This is a genomic window from Stenotrophomonas chelatiphaga (assembly GCF_001431535.1).
Lineage (GTDB): Bacteria > Pseudomonadota > Gammaproteobacteria > Xanthomonadales > Xanthomonadaceae > Stenotrophomonas > Stenotrophomonas chelatiphaga.
The window spans coordinates 12,167-29,917 of sequence record NZ_LDJK01000002.1 but is presented as its reverse complement, the minus strand read 5'-3'; the positions used below and the strand labels follow the sequence as shown (position 1 = coordinate 29,917).

General features: G+C 66.3%; 14 protein-coding genes. 2 read left to right on the top strand and 12 right to left on the bottom strand.

Annotated elements, in window-relative coordinates; all coding sequences use genetic code 11:
* Nucleotides 1–183: 183 nt before the first annotated feature.
* The 12 genes from guaA to ndk all read right to left on the bottom strand — a co-directional run bounded on the left by guaA (nt 184) and on the right by ndk (nt 14,419).
* On the bottom strand, nt 184–1,749 hold the full coding sequence (gene guaA, locus ABB28_RS00300; protein ID WP_057506705.1) for a glutamine-hydrolyzing GMP synthase: 1,566 nt from the start codon (nt 1,747–1,749) through the stop codon (nt 184–186).
* A 109-nt stretch (nt 1,750–1,858) separates the two neighbouring features.
* Complete coding sequence (gene guaB / locus ABB28_RS00295; RefSeq protein WP_057506798.1) at nt 1,859–3,313, bottom strand: IMP dehydrogenase; 1,455 nt, start codon at nt 3,311–3,313, stop codon at nt 1,859–1,861.
* Nucleotides 3,314–3,480: 167 nt separating this feature from the next.
* Nucleotides 3,481–4,362: a bifunctional methylenetetrahydrofolate dehydrogenase/methenyltetrahydrofolate cyclohydrolase FolD gene (gene folD, locus ABB28_RS00290; RefSeq protein ID WP_057506704.1), complete on the bottom strand. Its 882-nt coding sequence runs from the start codon at nt 4,360–4,362 to the stop codon at nt 3,481–3,483.
* Between the two features lie 167 nt (nt 4,363–4,529).
* Nucleotides 4,530–6,362, bottom strand: a complete 1,833-nt coding sequence (locus ABB28_RS00285) for a monovalent cation:proton antiporter-2 (CPA2) family protein (RefSeq protein WP_057506703.1) — start codon at nt 6,360–6,362, stop codon at nt 4,530–4,532.
* A 119-nt stretch (nt 6,363–6,481) separates the two neighbouring features.
* Nucleotides 6,482–7,642 (bottom strand): molybdopterin-synthase adenylyltransferase MoeB, encoded by a 1,161-nt coding sequence (gene moeB / locus ABB28_RS00280; protein WP_275452883.1) that lies wholly within the window; start codon nt 7,640–7,642, stop codon nt 6,482–6,484.
* 111 nt (nt 7,643–7,753) lie between these two features.
* Entirely contained in the window at nt 7,754–9,151 is a 1,398-nt protein-coding gene (gene der / locus ABB28_RS00275; RefSeq protein ID WP_057506702.1) for a ribosome biogenesis GTPase Der, read from the bottom strand.
* 16 nt (nt 9,152–9,167) lie between these two features.
* Nucleotides 9,168–10,373 carry an outer membrane protein assembly factor BamB gene (gene bamB, locus ABB28_RS00270; protein ID WP_057506701.1) on the bottom strand — a complete coding sequence of 402 codons (1,206 nt, stop codon included), beginning with the start codon at nt 10,371–10,373 and terminating at the stop codon, nt 9,168–9,170.
* A complete protein-coding gene (locus ABB28_RS00265) occupies nt 10,373–11,011 on the bottom strand; it encodes a YfgM family protein (protein WP_057506700.1) in 639 nt (212 codons plus the stop codon). Before ABB28_RS00265 ends, bamB begins: the two co-directional genes overlap by 1 nt.
* A gap of 80 nt (nt 11,012–11,091) precedes the next feature.
* The gene (locus ABB28_RS00260) at nt 11,092–11,964 is read right to left on the bottom strand and encodes a RodZ domain-containing protein (RefSeq protein WP_057506699.1); all 873 of its coding nucleotides are present in this window, start codon (nt 11,962–11,964) and stop codon (nt 11,092–11,094) included.
* 6 nt (nt 11,965–11,970) lie between these two features.
* Entirely contained in the window at nt 11,971–12,780 is an 810-nt protein-coding gene (locus ABB28_RS00255; RefSeq protein ID WP_057506698.1) for a tetratricopeptide repeat protein, read from the bottom strand.
* On the bottom strand, nt 12,767–13,984 hold the full coding sequence (rlmN, locus tag ABB28_RS00250; protein WP_057506697.1) for a dual-specificity RNA methyltransferase RlmN: 1,218 nt from the start codon (nt 13,982–13,984) through the stop codon (nt 12,767–12,769). The genes ABB28_RS00255 and rlmN overlap by 14 nt, the downstream gene beginning before the upstream one ends.
* Nucleotides 13,985–13,993: 9 nt before the next feature.
* Entirely contained in the window at nt 13,994–14,419 is a 426-nt protein-coding gene (gene ndk / locus ABB28_RS00245; protein WP_042615376.1) for a nucleoside-diphosphate kinase, read from the bottom strand.
* A 248-nt stretch (nt 14,420–14,667) separates the two neighbouring features.
* On the opposite strand from ndk, the gene ABB28_RS00240 reads away from it, so the two are divergent.
* On the top strand, nt 14,668–15,348 hold the full coding sequence (locus ABB28_RS00240; protein WP_057506696.1) for a TetR/AcrR family transcriptional regulator: 681 nt from the start codon (nt 14,668–14,670) through the stop codon (nt 15,346–15,348).
* 29 nt (nt 15,349–15,377) lie between these two features.
* Nucleotides 15,378–17,750: a 3-hydroxyacyl-CoA dehydrogenase/enoyl-CoA hydratase family protein gene (locus ABB28_RS00235; protein WP_057506695.1), complete on the top strand. Its 2,373-nt coding sequence runs from the start codon at nt 15,378–15,380 to the stop codon at nt 17,748–17,750.
* Nucleotide 17,751 lies beyond the last annotated feature (1 nt).

Sequence of the window (17,751 nt, the reverse complement as noted above, 5' to 3'; positions counted from 1 at the left end):
CGCCCAATATTTTTTGCACCTAATCAGCAGGCCGCCCCATATTTAGCGCTAACTAGCGACGAATACCCCAAATATACGGACGTTCAAACGATCAAGCGCACTGCAGGCGCGGTCAACACCGCCCTTAGAACCCGCAGTCTGTAGACAACCAAGGGCGCCTCTCGGCGCCCTCGTTCTTTCAACTCATTCCCACTCAATAGTAGCCGGTGGCTTCCCCGAGATGTCATAGACCACCCTCGACACCCCGCGCAACTCATTGATGATCCGGTTGCTCACCGTACCCAGGAACTCATACGGCAGGTGCGCCCAATGCGCGGTCATGAAGTCAATCGTCTCAACGGCACGCAGCGCGATCACCCACTCATAAGCCCGCGCATCACCCACCACACCCACCGACTTCACCGGCAGGAACACCGCGAACGCTTGGCTGGTCTTGTCGTACAGGTCGGCCTTGCGCAGCTCTTCGATGAAGATCGCATCGGCCTTGGCCAGCAGTTCGGCGTATTCGCGCTTCACTTCGCCCAGGATACGCACGCCCAGGCCCGGGCCCGGGAACGGATGGCGATAGACCATGCTGCGCGGCAGGCCAAGTTCAACGCCAAGGCGACGCACTTCGTCCTTGAACAGCTCGCGCAGCGGCTCCACCAGGCCCAGCTTCATGTGCTCCGGCAGGCCGCCCACGTTGTGGTGGCTCTTGATCACATGCGCCTTGCCGGTCTTGCTGCCGGCCGATTCGATCACGTCCGGGTAGATGGTGCCCTGCGCCAGCCACTTGGCGTTGCTCAGCTTGTTGGATTCTTCGTCGAAGATGTCCACGAACAGGTTGCCGATGATCTTGCGCTTGGCTTCCGGATCGCTCACGCCTTCCAGCTTGGCGAAGTAGCGGTCGGCCGCGTTGACGCGGATCACCTTGACGCCCATGTGCTCGGCGAACATCGCCATCACCTGGTCGCCTTCCTGCCAGCGCAGCAGGCCGGTATCGACGAACACGCAGGTCAGCTTGTCACCGATCGCCTTGTGCAGCAGTGCGGCCACGACCGACGAATCGACGCCGCCGGACAGGCCCAGGATCACATCGTCATCGCCGACCTGTTCGCGCACGCGGGCGATCTGGTCTTCGATGATGTTGGCGGCGGTCCACAGGGTTTCGCAGCCGCACACATCCACCACGAAGCGGCGCAGCAGCGCCTGGCCCTGCAGGGTGTGGGTCACTTCCGGGTGGAACTGCACGCCGTACCAGCGCTTGTCTTCGTTGGCCATGGCGGCCACCGGGATGCGGTCGGTCGTGGCGGTGATGGTGAAGCCCGGCGGCGCCTTGGAAACGTGGTCGCCGTGGCTCATCCACACATTGAGCTTGGCCTCGCCCGGGTGGTCGCTGAGCCCGGAGAACAGCGCATCCGGGGCCACGATGTTGACTTCGGCATGGCCGAATTCGCGCTGGTCGGCCGCTTCGGTTTCACCGCCCAGCTGCGCGGCCAGGGTCTGCATGCCGTAGCAGATGCCGAACACCGGCAGGCCACTGTCGAACACTTCCTGCGGCGCGGCGGGCGCGCCCGGCAGGGTGGTCGATTCCGGGCCACCGGACAGGATGATGCCCTTGGCACCGAAGCCGGCGATGTCGGCCGGGTTGTGGTCCCACGCCCAGATTTCGCAGTAGACACCCAGTTCGCGGATGCGACGGGCGATCAGCTGGGTGTACTGCGCGCCGAAATCGAGGATGAGGATCTTGTCGGTATGGATGTTGGTCATGATGCCCGGGCGATGCAGGAGGAATAACGGAGTACGAAAGCGCAACCAGCGGCGTATGTAGAAAGAGGAACGGGAATCAGCTTCCTCGTTCCTCTTCCTGCGTCCGGCCTCAGGCGCGGTAGTTCGGCGGTTCCTTGGTGATCTGCACGTCGTGGACGTGGCTCTCACGTTGGCCGGCGCCGCTGATCTTGACGAACTTCGGCTTGCTGCGCATGTCTTCGACCGTGCCGCAGCCCACGTAGCCCATGGTGGCACGCAGGCCGCCCATCAGCTGGTGGATGATGCCACCGACCGGGCCGCGATACGGCACGCGGCCTTCGATGCCTTCCGGCACCAGCTTGTCGGCGCTGGAGGCGTCCTGGAAGTAGCGGTCCTTGGACCCCTTTTCCATCGCCGCCAGCGAGCCCATGCCGCGGTAGCTCTTGTACGAACGGCCCTGGAACAGCTCGGTCTCGCCGGGCGATTCCTCGGTACCGGCCAGCAGGCCACCGATCATGATGGTGGAGGCACCGGCGGCCAGCGCCTTGCCGATGTCACCGGAGTAGCGGATGCCACCATCGGCGATCAGCGGGATGCGATCCTGCAGCGCCTCGGCGACCAGGTCGATGGCGGTGATCTGCGGCACGCCGACACCGGCGACCACGCGGGTGGTGCAGATCGAGCCCGGACCGATGCCGACCTTGACCGCGTCCGCGCCGCAATCCAGCAGCGCCAGTGCGGCTTCGCCGGTGCAGATGTTGCCACCGACCACCTGCACCTGCGGGAAGTGCTTCTTGACCCAGCTGACGCGGTCCAGCACGCCCTGCGAATGGCCGTGCGCGGTGTCCACCACCAGCACGTCCACGCCGGCGGCGACCAGCGCTTCGACGCGGCGATCGGTATCGCCGCCCACGCCGACCGCGGCACCGACCAGCAGGCGCGTGGCCGAATCCTTGGCGGCGTTCGGGTAATCGGTGTTCTTCTGGATGTCCTTGACGGTGATCAGGCCACGCAGGGCGAAATCATCGTTGACCACCAGGATCTTTTCGATGCGGTTGCGATGCAGCAGCTGCTGCACTTCTTCGGACGCGGCGCCTTCCTTGACCGTGATCAGGCGATCCTTCTTGGTCATGATGTGGCGGACCGGATCGTCCAGCTCGGTTTCAAAGCGCATGTCGCGGTGGGTCACGATGCCGACCAGCTGGCCGCCATCGACCACCGGCACGCCGGAGATGTTGCGGGCCTGGGTCAGCGCCAGTACGTCGCGGATGGTGGTTTCCGGCCCGACGGTGATCGGGTCGCGGATGACGCCGGCCTCGAACTTCTTGACCTTGGCCACTTCGGCGGCCTGCTGTTCCACGCTCAGGTTCTTGTGGATGATGCCCATGCCGCCGAGCTGGGCCATGGCGATGGCCAGGCGCGCTTCGGTGACGGTATCCATCGCAGCGGACAGGATCGGGAGCTTCAGCCGCAGGTCGCGGGTCAGCCGGGTTTCCAGGCTGACATCCTTGGGCAGGATGATCGAGTGGGCGGGGACGAGCGAGACGTCGTCGTAGGTGAGAGCTTCAGCCTGGATGCGCAGCATCGGCATACCCGAGATGTGGGGAAGCGCGTCATTTTACCCTGTTTCTCCGTCGAGCGGCAGGGGGTAGATGCGACGCAGTGTCGCGCCGGTGGGGTGTGGGGCGAACGGCGCCGCTGCGCTCGCCGACCATGGGTCGGCGCTACCCCTCCGTCAGCGAGCGGTCGCCCTCAGACGAACGCTTCGGCCGCTTCCAGGGTGTTCTGCATCAGGGTGGCCACGGTCATCGGGCCGACACCGCCGGGCACCGGGGTGATCCAGCTGGCGCGCTCTGCGGCCGCTTCGAAGCCGACATCGCCGACCAGCCGGCCATCGTCCAGGCGGTTGATGCCCACGTCGATCACCACCGCACCCGGCTTGACCCATTCACCCGGCACGATGCCGGGGCGGCCGACCGCCACCACCAGGATGTCGGCGTTGCGCACGGCCTGTTCCAGCACGTCCTTGGGGGTGAACTTGTGGCAGCTGGTCACCGTGCAGCCAGCGATCAGCAGTTCCAGTCCCATCGGCCGGCCGACGTGGTTGCTGACGCCGACGATGGTGGCATTGCGACCCCGCACCGGCTGGTCGGTGTGGCCCAGCAGCGTGGTGATACCGCGCGGGGTGCACGGGCGCAGCCCGAACTCGCGCAGGGCCAGGTGGCCGACGTTCTCCGGGTGGAAACCGTCCACGTCCTTGCGCGGATCGATGCGCTGGATCAGCCGGCGCGCGTCGGGAATGCCGGGCAGCGGCAGCTGGATCAGGATGCCGTGGATCTTCGGGTCGGCGTTCAACCGGTCGATCAGGGCCAGCAGCTCGGCTTCGCTGGTGCCGGCCGGGAGATCGAAATCATGTGCCTCGATACCGACCTTTTCCGCCGCACGGCGCTTGTTGCGCACGTAGACGGTGGACGCCGGGTCGCCACCCACCAGCACCACGGCCAGGCCCGGACGGCTGCCACCGGCGGCGACACGGGCGTCTACGCGCACCTTCAGGCTGTCCAGCAGGTCTTCGGAGATGCGGCGGCCGTCGAGGATGCGGGCGGGGTGGGAGGCGGTGGCTGGCAGGGTCATCGAAAGCGGGCGTGGAGCGGCGGGGAGGGCTATTGTCCCTGATTCAGGCCCGGTAGTGACGGCCGTTGGCCGTCGGCCAGGAAATGACGGACAGCGGCCCTCACTACCGGGCGTCACCCCCGCGATGACGGCCAGCGGCCGTCACTACCGGCCGGCCCCTCCCCTGCTCAGGCCTCGGGCGGCACCTGATCGGCGTTCAGCGTGCGCGACTGGCGCTTGGGCACGGTGAACGGGGTCGGCGTGGGCACGCCCGGCAGTGAACTGCCGAAGGTCATGTGCGCGCCGGCCCTGAGGTCGCCGCCGGCCATTTCCAGCTGCAGGCGCTCGGCGTCGCGCTCGCGGATCTGCTCGGCGATATCGCGCGCATCGTCTTCGTCCGCACCCAGTTCCATCAGCGCGGCCTGGCCGAACATCACCGCCGATTCGAAGGTTTCGCGTATCTGGAAATCGACGCCGGCATGGATCAGCCGCAGCGAATGTTCGCGGTCGAACGAGCGCACCAGCAGCTTGGCCTGCGGGAACTCGTGGGAGACCAGTTCGACGATGCGGTCGGCTTCGGCCGCATCGTTGACGCACACCGCGATCGCCCGGGCGCTGCCCGCACCGGAGGCATGCAGCACGTCCAGCCGGGTGCCGTCACCGTAATAGATCTTGAAGCCGAAGCGCTCGGCGCTGTGGATCATCTCCACGTCGTTGTCGATGATGGTCACGTCCACGTCGCGCGCCAGCAGCGACTGGCTGGCGACCTGGCCGAAGCGGCCGAAGCCGATCAGCAGCACGCTGCCGGACAGCCCTTCGGCCGTTTCCACGCCCTCCATGCTGACCACCGCAGGCGCGGCGAAATGCTTGTGCGCCAGCACTACCAGGGGGGTCAGCGCCATCGAAAGCACCACCACGGCGGTGAAGTTCGCATTGATGTCGACATCGATGACGCCGGCACTGGCGGCCGCGGCGAACAGCACGAAGGCGAACTCGCCGCCCTGCGCCATCACCACGCCGCGGTCCAGCGCCTGCGCATGGCTGCTGCCCATCACCCGGGCCACGACATAGATGCACAGTGCCTTGGCCGCCATCAGCGCCAGCACCAGCCCGACGATCAGCGGCCAGTTGCGCGCCACCACGCCCAGGTCCAGCGCCATGCCCACGCTGAGGAAGAACAGCCCCAGCAGGATGCCGCGGAACGGCTCGATATCCGCTTCGATCTGGTGCCGGAAGGTGGATTCGCTGAGCAGCACGCCGGCCAGGAAGGCGCCCATCGCCATCGACAGACCGGACAGCTGCATCAGCAGCGCCGCGCCGAGCACCACCAGCAGCGCGGCGGCGGTCATCACCTCGCGTGCCTTGGCGGCGGCCAGGATGCGGAACAGCGGATTGAGCAGGAAGCGCCCGACCAGCACCAGGCCGACCACCGCGCCGGCGCCGATGGCCACCGAAAGCCAGCGCGACCCTTCGCCGTCGGCACTGCCGGCGGAGGGGCCCATGAACGCGACCAGCGCCAGCAGCGGCACGATCAGCAGGTCTTCGAACAGCAGGATGGAGACGATCTTCTGGCCCGGCGGCAGCGCGATGTCGCCGCGTTCGGCGAGCAGCTGCATCACCACCGCGGTAGAGGTCAGCACGAAACCGGTGGCGCCGATGAAGGCCACCTGCCACGGCAGCCCGAATAGTTTGGCGACCAGGGTCAGCACAATCGCACAGGTGGCGATCTGCGCCGTGCCCAGCCCGAAGATCTCCTTGCGCAGGCTCCACAGGTGCGAGGGCCGCATCTCCAGGCCGATCACGAAAAGAAACATCACCACGCCGAGTTCGGCGGTGTGCAGGATCGCCTGGGGATCGGAGAACCAGCCCAGCCCGAACGGCCCGATCGCCAGGCCAGCAGTGAAGTACCCCAGCACCGACCCAAGGCCGAAACGCCGGAACAACGGCACCATCACCACTGCCGCGCCCAACAGGGCGACGACCTTGACCAGTTCACTGCTTGCAGCTGCTTCCACCGCCATGCGGCCATCCCTGTGATGCGTTGAAGTGCGTCAACGATAGGGCATGCACGTCGCAATCAATAGCACGTGGGTTGCGGTTCATCGTTCCGGATATGAAACAAGCATCCGAATGCCGCCGATCATCGTTGCGGATTTGAGCAGAACGCGGCGTAGTCGATGTAGCCGGGGAAGTCCTGACCGGGCGCGCAGACGGCGCAGTGGGGATCCGGCGACAGCCGGGTTTCGCGGAAGCGCATGGACAGCGCATCGAAGCGAAGCAGCCGCCCGGTCAGCGGTTCGCCGATGCCCAGCAGCAGCTTCAGCACCTCGGTGGCCTGCAGCACGCCGGCCAGCCCGGGCAGCGCGCCCAGCACCCCGGCTTCGGCGCAGTTGGGCGCGAATTCCGGCGGCGGGGGCTGCGGGAACAGGCAGCGGTAGCACGGCGCCACGCCACGCTGGCGTCCGGCATCGAACACACTCACCTGGCCGTCGAAACGCTCGATGGCCGCATATACCAGCGGCGTGGCGTGCTTGATGCACGCATCATTGAGCAGGTAGCGCAGCGGGAAATTGTCCGAACCGTCCAGCACCACGTCCACGCCGTCCATCAAGGCGTCGATGTTGGCCGACGTCGCGCGTTCGGCGATGGCTTCGATGGCGATGGAAGGGTTCAACGCCAGCAGGCGCTCGCGCGCCGAATCGACCTTGTACTGGCCAACGCTGGCGTCAGTGTGCACGATCTGCCGGTGCAGGTTGCTGCGCTCCACGCGGTCATCGTCGACGAAGCGCAGCTGCCCTACCCCGGCGGCGGCCAGGTAGAAACCGGCTGGCGAGCCCAGGCCGCCCGCGCCCAGCACCAGCACGCGCGAACGCTGCAACAGGCGCTGGCCATCCACGCCGACCTGCGGCAGCAGCAGGTGGCGGGAATAGCGGTCATGGAAATCGCGGTCTTCGGCGCTGCCGGCTGGCTGCACCAGCGGCAGCTGCTGCAGGCGCCAGGCGACGGTGCCACCGGCCACCGAGGCGACCTGCGTGTAGCCTGCGGCGTGCAGGAACCGCGCGGCATCGGCAGAGCGCTTGCCGGTCTGGCAGATCAGCAGGATGTCCTGTTCCAGGCGCGGCAGGTGGGTTGCCGGGGCCGCCTGCAGATCGGCCAGGGCGATGCCGCGCGCGCCTTCGGCCATGCCGCCGGCGCGCTCGTGCGGCTCGCGCACGTCGATCAGTACGGCGCCTTCGGAAAGGCGCTGCAGGGCGAGTTCTGGCGTGATTTCAGGAATGCGCATGGCCACATTATCGGCCATGGATGCCGGATGAGGTCGTAGCGCCGGGCCATGCTCGGCGGAATCCTGCCGCGCACGGCCCGCTGCGCTCGCCGACCATGGGTCGGCGCTACCCATCGTCGGGAACGGGCCTCAGCGGCCCTTGACGTGCTTCATCAGGCGGCGCTTGGCCTTGACCTGGCGTTCGGTCAGCGGGTTCTTCTTGCCTTCGTACGGGTTGGACCCTTCGCGGAAGATGAACTGCACCGGGGTGCCGACCAGCTTGAAGCGCTTGCGGAAGAAGTTTTCCAGATAGCGCTTGTAGGTCTCCGACAGTTCCTTCAGGCGCGTGCCGTGCACGATGAAGGTCGGCGGATTGGCGCCGCCCGGATGCACGTAACGCAGCTTGGACACATGGCCCCGGATGGTCGGCGGCGGATTGGCGGTGTAGGCCATTTCCAGTGCCTGGTTCACTTCGCTGGTGCTGAACTGGTGGTTGGCCGAGTCATGCGCGCGGTGGATCGCGCTGAACAGCTCACGCAGGCCGGAGCCGTGCATCGCCGAGATACGCACCGATTCCGCCCACGGCACGAAGCCCAGGCGCAACGACAGCTGGGTCTCTGCCTGCTCGCGCTGGTAATCGGTCAGCCCGTCCCACTTGTTGATCGCGATGACCAGCGCGCGGCCGGCATCCAGCACCGCGCCGAGAACGGTCGCGTCCTGGTCGGTCACGCCTTCATGCGCGTCCAGCATCAGCACCGCGACCTGGCACTGTTCGATGGCCTGCATGGTCTTGACGACCGAGAACTTTTCCACCGCTTCGTCGACCCGACCACGGCGGCGCAGGCCGGCGGTGTCGATCAGGCGGTAATCGCGACCCTCGCGTTCCAGGTCCACCGAGATCGAATCACGCGTGGTGCCCGGCACTTCCGAGGCGATCATCCGCTCCTCGCCGAGGATGCGGTTGACCAGCGTGGACTTGCCCACGTTGGGGCGACCGACGAAGGCGATGCGCACCCGGTTCGGATCGTTGTCCATCTCTTCGGCGCTGCCCTCTTCGGGCAGCCGCTCGACGATTTCCTCGAGCAGGTCGTCCAGACCCTGGCGATGGGCAGCCGAGACGGTCAGCATTTCGCTGAAGCCGTAGCGCGAGAACTCCGCGCGCACGGTGTGCTCGTCGGTGCCGTCGATCTTGTTGATCAGCAGCACCTTCGGCTGCTGCTGCTTGCGCAGCCAGGCCAGGATGTCATCGTCCAGCGCAGAGGTGCCATCGCGTGCATCGACCACGAAGACGATCAGATCGGCTTCTTCGGCGGCGGCACGGGCCTGCCGCGCGGTGGCGCCGGCCAGGCCTTCTTCTTGTTCGGCGATGCCGCCGGTGTCCACGATCAGGAAGTGATTGTCCTCGTCCAGGCGACAGACACCGTAGTTGCGGTCACGGGTCACGCCGGGCTGGTCATGGACCAGCGCGTCGCGGGTGCGCGTGAGCGCATTGAAGATTGTGGACTTGCCGACATTCGGCCGTCCGACCAGGGCGACCAGGGGCAGCATCGCGTTTACTCCGTAATTAATTGGCCAACCGGAAAGCGGTCAGCTTGCCTTCGATGTTCTGCACCAGCAGGACCCCGTCGGCGACTATCGGTTGGGCCTTGACGGTCCCGCCGGTCTTTGCCCGGGCGGCCATCGCGCCATCGGACTGTTGCAGCCAGTGAACGTAGCCGTCGAAATCCCCGACGACCACGTAATCGCCCTGCAGCGCCGGGCCGGTCAGCTGGCGCCGGGCCAGGCCGGTCTGCGACCAGCTGGCCGCACCGCTCTGCTTGTCCAGGCCGAACACGCCGCCCTGGTTGTCGGTGACGATCACATAGGACGAAGACAGCGTGACGCCGCCTGCTCCACCGTGGTCGCGCGTCCACAACGGACGCCCGGTCGGACCTTCGATGGCGATGGTCTGGTTCTTGAAGCTGCTGGCATACAGCGTGCTGCCTTCCAGCACCGGAGCGCCGTCGACATCGGCCATGCGATCCAGTTCGGTGCGCCCTTCCGGGTTGCCGACCACCTGGTCCCACAGCGTGCGTCCATCGGCAGCGCCCAGCGCGGCCAGGGTGCCGTCATCGTTGCCGACGAACACCACGCCCGGGCCCTGCACCACCGGCGCGTTGCCGCGCACGGTCAGCATCGGCAGTTCGCGCGGGTTGAACCAGCGCTGGGTGCCGTTGGTCGCGTCGAAGGAGGTGATGCGGCCATCGTTGCTGCGCACGAACACCATGCCCTGGCCGACGGCCGGGGCCGAAATCACTTCGCCGGGCACCTTGGCGCGCCACTTTTCAGTGCCGTCAGCGGCATCCAGCGCGATCACCTGGCCATCCAGCGTGCCGATGACCACCAGGCCGTCGCCCACGCCCGGACCGCCGGAAAGGCGCAGCTTGGGCTTCTTCTTTTCCTTGGCCGGCTCATACGTCCAGACCTTCTTGCCGGTCTGCAGGTCGATGGCATGCACGCCGCCGGTGATGGCAGCGGCAAACACGCGGCCGTCGGCGACTGCCGGGCCCTGGCGGACGCCGATGCGCTCTTCGCCCTTGCCCAGGTTGACCGTCCACAGCTTGTCGACCTTGACGGTGGCGTCGAACTTCACCAGTTCCACCGGCTCCTGCAACTTCTTGGCTTCAGCGTCCTTGCCGGCGAACCAGCCCTTGACCGTGCTGCAACCGGACAGCGCCATGCCGAGCATGGCAACCGTGGCAACCCGCTTGAGGATGACCATCTGACTCATTAAACCGACTCCTCAGTCGCCGCGACGGTGCCGCCGGCGTCCATCAACTTGGTTTCCAGCAGGCGCCGCTGCGGCGCTGCCACGTCCAGCGTCTTCAGCGCTTTCTCATACTGCCCACGCGCTTCATCGCGCTTGCCGGCGGCGATGAGGGCATCGCCGTGGATTTCCAGCGACGCCGGGTCGGTGGCGCTGCCCAGCAGGGTGATCGCTTCGCTTCCCTTGCCGGTGGCCACCAGCAGGCGCGCGATGCGCTGGTCGACGACATGCTTGAGGTCGCCTTCCACGGTCACCGCGCGCAGGGTAGCCAGCGCGTCATCGTTCTTGCCCGCTTCGACCTGCGCCTTGGCCAACTGCAGCGCAGCCAGTTCGGAATAGATGTTGGACGGACCGGCGTCGAGCGCCTTGACCGCCTTGCCGGCGTCGTCGAGCTTGTTTTCCTGGATGCCCTGGAGCACTTTCTGGTATTCGACGTTGGCCGAAGCCAGCTTGTTGCCGTGCTCCTGCTGCCAATAGCCCCAGCCCCAGATCGCACCGACGGCAATCGCTACGCCGCCGATGATGCTCAGGCCATTCTTCCGCAGCCAGGTGCGGACGCGTTCACTTTGTTCGTGCTCGTCGAGCAGGTCGTCGATCGCCATGCGTACTCTCGCCCTACCCGAGCCGGAGGCAAGCTCGCCGGGGAGGACTGTTCAATGGGTTGTGGATTCCAGCCCGGGCCTCAGTTTGAAACCGGGACCACGGAGCCTTCAGAGGATACCGTAAAGCGTGCGACGTTGGCTCGCCGATACGGGCCAAGATCGATGATGGCGCCGTTCTGCTGAACCTGCACCTGCGCAGCGTTGCCCAGCACCACCCGGCCCACCTGGCCCGGCGTGAAGCTGCGCGACTGGCCGGCCTGGACCAGCGCCTTCTCCACCGTGGAGCCGTCCGGCGCGGTGATTTCGATCCAGCTGTCACCGCTGAACTGGAGGCCAAGCGCGCCCTTGCCCACGGCCGGTTCACTGGCCACCGCAGGACGCGGCACCGGCGTCAGCGAAGCCATGTAGGGCTGGGTTGCCGGCCTGGCCGGCGCGGCGGCCGGGGCGGCAACGCGGGGGGCATCATCGTCGTTGCGCGGCGGAGCCACTGCCACGGTCGCCGGAATCACATCCAGCGACGCGGTGCTTGGCCCCTGCCCGTCCGCATCCAGATGGCTGCGGGTGGCGAACCACACCGGCACCGCCAACGCGGCGGTGATGCCCACGTACAGCAGGCGGCGACCGATGCTTTCGGCGATGCGGCGTGCACGCGGGGTATGGGTGTGGCTGACCAGGGTCGGCGGCACGATCGGGCCGACCTGCGCCTGTTCAAGCACCTCGCCGACATCCACCCCCAGCAGCCGCGCATAGCTGCGCAGCTGGCCACGGACGAACACCGGCGCGCCGAGGCGCTGCCATTGCTCTTCTTCCAGCGAACGCACCACCTGCGCCGGCATGTGCAGGCGCTGGGCCACATCGTCAAGCGTCAGTCCTGCCGCTTCACGGGCCTGGCGGAGGCGTTGGCCACAGCCGGCTGCCGTCTCGAAAGCGTTCACGGTCTGGTTGTCAGTCACAGTGCTTCAACCCTTGGAATTGAGGTCCGCATCCTGCGGAAATTCCTGTCGAATCCGCTGCTGGTAGCGCTCAGCTGCTCGCTGATCACCCAGTCGCGTCTCTATTTGCGACGCCAGTTGTAACACGGAACGCGTTGGCGGTGCAGCCGCGAGCCGGCGCTCGGAGAACGCGCGGGCTTCCATGTAACGGCCATCGTCGAAGGAAAGCTGGGCCATGGCATCCAATGCCTGGGCATCACGCGGGTCCTGCGCGAGCGCCGCACGCAGGTAGCGTTCGGCCACTACCGGCTGCCGGGCGCGCAGCGCGCAGGCGCCGGCGTTGGACAATGCGACGCCGGGGCTGGCGTAACCCGGCGCTGCGATGGCGCGCTCGAACATGCCCAGCGATGCCTGGGCATCACCGTGCTGGCACATCCACGCCGCGTAGTTGTTCAGCACGTCGCCGCGCTCCGGGGCCTGTGCAACGGCGCGCTGCAGCAGTTCACCGGCACGCGGACCCTCACCGCGACGGTCGGCGATGGCGGCCAGCAGCAGCAGCGCGTCGGGACGCTCGGGAATGAGTTTCTGCGCGGCACGCGCACGTTTTTCCGCCGACGCCAGGTTGCCGCTGCCGAAGTCCGACCCGGCCAGCGTCAGCTGGCTCTGGTACTGGTGCAGCTTGCGGATGCGGCCGTCATCCTGGGCCACGTAGGTGGGCGCCACCGCCAGCTGCGCCTTGGGCAGCTTGACGCCCTTGGAACCGCTGTTGCAGGCGCTCAGCGCGATCACGCAGAGCGCAACGAGGGCAAGGGACAGCGAGCGGTCAGGCCGCCGCATCACGTCCGGCTCCATCCTTGAGCGACTCGTTGAGGATCTTGTTGAACTCGGCCTGGCGGCGGGTGCGGTCCATCACCTGCCCCTTCAACTGGCCACACGCCGCATCGATGTCATCACCGCGCGTGCGACGCACCATGGTCAGCACGTTGCTGTCCAGCAGGATGGTCTGGAAGGCGCGGATCTGGACCTCGTCCGAACGCTCGTAGCGGGTGCCCGGGAACGGGTTGAACGGGATCAGGTTGATCTTGCCCGAGCCCTTGGCCTGCACGGCGTTGTCGAACTGGCGCATCAGCCGGGCCAGCGCACGGGCGTGCTCGGGCTGGTCGTTGATGCCCTTCATCAGGGTGTATTCGAAGGTCACCGATTCGCGGCGCTTGTTGGCGCGCAGGTAGCGCGCGCAGGACGCCATCAGATCGGCGATCGGGTATTTCTTGTTGAGCGGCACCAGGGTCTCGCGCAGCTCATCGGTCGGGGCATGCAGCGAAACGGCCAGCGACACATCGCTTTCGGTGGACAGCCGGTCGATCTGCGGCACCAGGCCGGAGGTGGACAGGGTCACGCGCTTGTTGGCCAGGCCGTAACCCAGGTCATCACGCATCACGCTCATGGCGCGCACGACGTTGTCGAAGTTCATCAGCGGCTCGCCCATGCCCATCATCACCACGTTGGTGAGGCGACGCTGCTTGTGCGGGATGTTGCCCAGGTGGCGCGCGGCCACCCACACCTGGCCGATGATCTCGGCAGTGGACAGGTTGCGGTTGAAGCCCTGCGTGGCGGTCGAACAGAAGGTGCAGTTCAGCGCGCAGCCGACCTGCGAGGACACGCACAGCGTGCCGCGGTTCTTGTCCGGGATGTACACCGCCTCGATGGCGTTCTTGCCATCGGTGCCCATCGCCAGCAGCCACTTGTGGGTGCCGTCGGCGGACGGTTTTTCGAACACGATGTTCGGGACGAGGACCTCGGCATGTTCCTGCAGCTTGGCGCGCAGGTTCTTGCCGAGGTCGGTCATCTCATCGAAGTCGGTGACGTAGTGATGGTGGATCCACTTCATCACCTGGTGGGCCCGGAACTTCTGTTCGCCCAGTTTTTCGACGAAAAAGCGCTCCAGGCCCGCGCGATCGAGGTCGAGCAGGTTCTGCTTGCCAGCCGTGGGTGCCGACTTCGGCAGCGGCTGGATGGCGGGTGTCTGTACGACCTCGTTCACGTCGACCTCTTAGCGGGAGACCACTTCGGTAGCGGCAAAGAAATAGGCGATTTCGTTGGTGGCGTTCTCGACCGAGTCCGAGCCGTGGGCGGCGTTGGCATCGATGGATTCAGCGAAATCGGCGCGGATGGTGCCCGGCGCAGCTTCCTTCGGGTTGGTGGCACCGAGCAGGTCACGGTGGGCCAGCACGGCGTTCTCGCCTTCCAGGGCCTGGATCATCACCGGACCGGAAATCATGAACTCGACCAGTGCGTTGAAGAACGGACGCTCGCGGTGCACGGCGTAGAAGCCTTCGGCTTCGCGGCGCGACAGCTGCTTGTACTTGGCGGCAACGACCTTCAGGCCAGCCTTCTCGAAGCGGGCGTAGATTTCACCGATGACGTTCTTGGCAACGGCGTCCGGCTTGATGATCGAAAGGGTGCGCTCCAGCGCCATGGTGGTATCTCCGAAAGTCCGGGCCACTCAAGGCCCGAGGGTAACATGAAAAAAACCCGCGTCAAAACGCGGGCTTAGCCTGATAAACGTGCGCGGATTGTAACGCCTCGCTCCCTTCCACGGTAGCCCCGGCCATTCATGTAACGGGCGTGGATGAACGGTGGCCTTGGCATGCTGCGGCGCACAATGCACTGGCCCATGGCCGGGTCTACTATCAAACAATCGTTTGATTGAACCTGCCCTGCCCCATGGCCAAACCCGCCCACTTCTCCACCAAGGACCGCATTCTCGGCGCTGCCGAGGAGCTGTTCGCGCTGCATGGCTTTGCCGGGACCTCGTTGCGCCAGGTGACCACCCAGGCGGACGTGAACATCGCGGCGGTCAACTACCACTTCGGTTCCAAGGAAAACCTGGTCAACGAGGTGTTCCGCCGGCGCATGGACGAAATGACCGCCGCGCGCATGGGCCAGCTGGAAAAAGCCCTCGGCAACCACCCCGGTGAGCTGCGGCCGGTGCTGGCCGCCTTCGTCGAACCGGCGCTGGCGATGGCCCAGGACCGGCAGAGCGGCGGCGCCTTCGTGCGGGTGATCGCCCGCGCCTACGCCGAGAAGAACGACAACCTGCGCCGCTTCCTCTCCGACCACTACGGCCACGTGCTGCGCGATTTCGGCCGCGCCATCGCCGGTTGCGTGCCGGGCCTGAGCAAGGAAGAGCTGTACTGGCGGCTGGACTTCCTGGCCGGCTCGCTGACCTACGCCATGGCCGACTTCGGCCTGATCAAGCGTCCCGCCGGTGTCACCGAAGAAGCCCATCGTGCACAGGCCGCCCAGGAACTCATCCACTTCGCCGAGGCCGGTTTCCGCGCCGCGGCACGCAGCGAAGGCAGCCCCACGCCTTCGACCCCTGCTCCCTCCCTTTCCACCCAGTAGTAACTGCTGACCAACCAAGGCTTATCGACATGTCCAATTCCCTGCCAGTCCGCCGCGCCGCCGTGCTGGGTGCCGGCGTCATGGGTGCCCAGATCGCCGCCCACCTGACCAATGCCGGTGTCGACACCGTGCTGTTCGACCTGCCCGCCAAGGATGGTCCCGCCGACGGCGTGGTGATCAAGGCGATCGCCAACCTGACCAAGCTGAGCCCGGCCCCGCTGGCCAGCAAGTCCTACGCCGAATCGATCACCCCGGCCAACTACGAGACCGGCCTTGAACAGCTGCGCGACTGCGACCTGATCATCGAAGCCATCGCCGAGCGCATGGACTGGAAGCAGGACCTGTACAAGAAGATCGCCCCGTTCGTGGCCGACCACGCCGTGCTGGCCTCCAACACCTCCGGGCTGGGCATCAACAAGCTGGCCGACGTGCTGCCCGAGCAGCTGCGCCACCGCTTCTGCGGCGTGCATTTCTTCAACCCGCCGCGCTACATGCACCTGGCCGAACTGATCCCGGCCACCACCACCGATGCGTCCGTGCTGGAAGCGCTGGAAGCGTTCCTGGTCACCACCCTGGGCAAGGGCGTGGTCTATGCCAAGGACACCCCGAACTTCATCGGCAACCGCATCGGCGTGTTCTCGATCCTGTCCACGATCCACCACACGCAGGAATTCGGCCTGGGCTTCGACGAAGTCGATGGCCTGACCGGTCCGCTGGTCGGCCGCCCGAAGTCGGCGACCTACCGCACCTCCGACGTGGTCGGCCTGGACACCATGGCGCACGTGATCAAGACCATGGGCGATACCCTGCCCAACGATCCGTGGCATGAGTTCTTCAAGTCGCCGAAGTGGCTGGACGCGCTGATTTCCAAGGGCGCGTTGGGCCAGAAGACCGGCGCGGGCATCTTCCGCAAGGCCGGCAAGGACATCGTGGTGCTGGACCTTGAAAAGCAGGACTACCGTCCGGCTGACCGCGCCGCTGCCCCGGAAGTGGTCGAGATCCTGAAGATCAAAAACCCGGCGGAGAAGTTCGCCAAGCTGCGCGAAAGCCAGCACCCGCAGGCGCAGTTCCTGTGGGCGACCTTCCGCGACCTGTTCCATTACAGTGCCTACCACCTGGCGGACATCGCCGAGACCGCGCGCGATGTCGACCTGGCCATCCGCTGGGGCTACGGCTGGTCGCTGGGTCCGTTTGAAACCTGGCAGGCGGCCGGCTGGAAGCAGGTCGCACAGTGGATCGCCGATGACATCGTGGCCGGCAAGAGCATGAGCAGCGCGCCGCTGCCGGACTGGGTGTTCGATGGCCGCGACGGCGTGCACGCCGCCGAGGGCAGCTACAGCCCGTCGCGCAATGCCAAGCTGCCGCGCTCCGCGCTGCCGGTGTACCAGCGCCAGCGCTTCCCGGATCCGCTGCTGGGCGAGACGTTCGCCCCGGGCGAAACCGTGTTCGAGAACGACGGCGTGCGCATGTGGCACGACGGCGACGGCATCGCGGTGGTCAGCTTCAAGACCAAGATGAACACCGTCTCCGACCACGTGCTTGATGGCCTGCAGGAAGCGATCAAGCGCGCCGAACAGGACTTCAAGGGCCTGGTGATCTGGCAGCAGAAGGAGCCCTTCTCCGCCGGTGCCGACTTGGCCGGTGCGCTGGGCCTGCTGCAGGCCGGCAAGGTCGAGCAGTTCGAAGAAATGGTGCACAACTTCCAGCGCACCAGCCAGGCGATCAAGTATTCGCTGGTGCCGGTGGTGACCGCGGTGCGCGGGCTGGCGCTGGGCGGTGGCTGCGAGTTCCAGATGCACAGCGCCAAGAGCGTGGCATCGCTGGAAAGCTATATCGGCCTGGTCGAAGCCGGCGTCGGCCTGCTGCCGGCCGGTGGTGGGCTGAAGGAACTGGCGGTGCGTGCCTCGCAGGCCGCTGGCCCGGGCGGGGATGTCTTCGCCGAACTGAAGAAGACCTTCGAAACCGTGGCCATGGCCAAGGTCTCCAATTCGGCCGTCAACGCACAGGAGCTGGGGCTGATGCGCGCCACCGACAAGGTGGTGTTCAACAGCTACGAGGCCCTGTACATCGCCAAGGCCGAAGTGCGCGCACTGGCCGAAGGCGGCTACCGTCCGCCGATGCCGGCGCGCCGCATCCAGGTCGCCGGTGACGTGGGTATCGCCACCTTCAAGATGATGCTGGTCAACATGCTGGAAGGCCGCTTCATCAGCCCGTACGACTACGAAATCGCCGTGCGCATCGCCACCGTGCTGTGCGGCGGCGAAGTTGACCGCGGCACGCTGGTGGACGAAGAGTGGCTGCTGACCCTGGAGCGCAAGCACTTCGTCGAACTGGCCCAGCAGGAAAAGACCCAGGCCCGCATCGCGCACATGCTGAAGACCGGCAAGCCGCTGCGGAACTGAC

Bases quoted from the DNA above. Each gene is read 5' to 3' on its own strand.
- guaA (WP_057506705.1), bottom strand. From the start codon at position 1,749: ATGACCAACATCCATACCGACAAGATCCTCATCCTCGATTTCGGCGCG.
- guaB (WP_057506798.1), bottom strand. From the start codon at position 3,313: ATGCTGCGCATCCAGGCTGAAGCTCTCACCTACGACGACGTCTCGCTC.
- folD (WP_057506704.1), bottom strand. From the start codon at position 4,362: ATGACCCTGCCAGCCACCGCCTCCCACCCCGCCCGCATCCTCGACGGC.
- ABB28_RS00285 (WP_057506703.1), bottom strand. From the start codon at position 6,362: ATGGCGGTGGAAGCAGCTGCAAGCAGTGAACTGGTCAAGGTCGTCGCC.
- moeB (WP_275452883.1), bottom strand. From the start codon at position 7,642: ATGGCCGATAATGTGGCCATGCGCATTCCTGAAATCACGCCAGAACTC.
- der (WP_057506702.1), bottom strand. From the start codon at position 9,151: ATGCTGCCCCTGGTCGCCCTGGTCGGACGGCCGAATGTCGGCAAGTCC.
- bamB (WP_057506701.1), bottom strand. From the start codon at position 10,373: ATGAGTCAGATGGTCATCCTCAAGCGGGTTGCCACGGTTGCCATGCTC.
- ABB28_RS00265 (WP_057506700.1), bottom strand. From the start codon at position 11,011: ATGGCGATCGACGACCTGCTCGACGAGCACGAACAAAGTGAACGCGTC.
- ABB28_RS00255 (WP_057506698.1), bottom strand. From the start codon at position 12,780: ATGCGGCGGCCTGACCGCTCGCTGTCCCTTGCCCTCGTTGCGCTCTGC.
- ndk (WP_042615376.1), bottom strand. From the start codon at position 14,419: ATGGCGCTGGAGCGCACCCTTTCGATCATCAAGCCGGACGCCGTTGCC.
- ABB28_RS00240 (WP_057506696.1), top strand. From the start codon at position 14,668: ATGGCCAAACCCGCCCACTTCTCCACCAAGGACCGCATTCTCGGCGCT.
- ABB28_RS00235 (WP_057506695.1), top strand. From the start codon at position 15,378: ATGTCCAATTCCCTGCCAGTCCGCCGCGCCGCCGTGCTGGGTGCCGGC.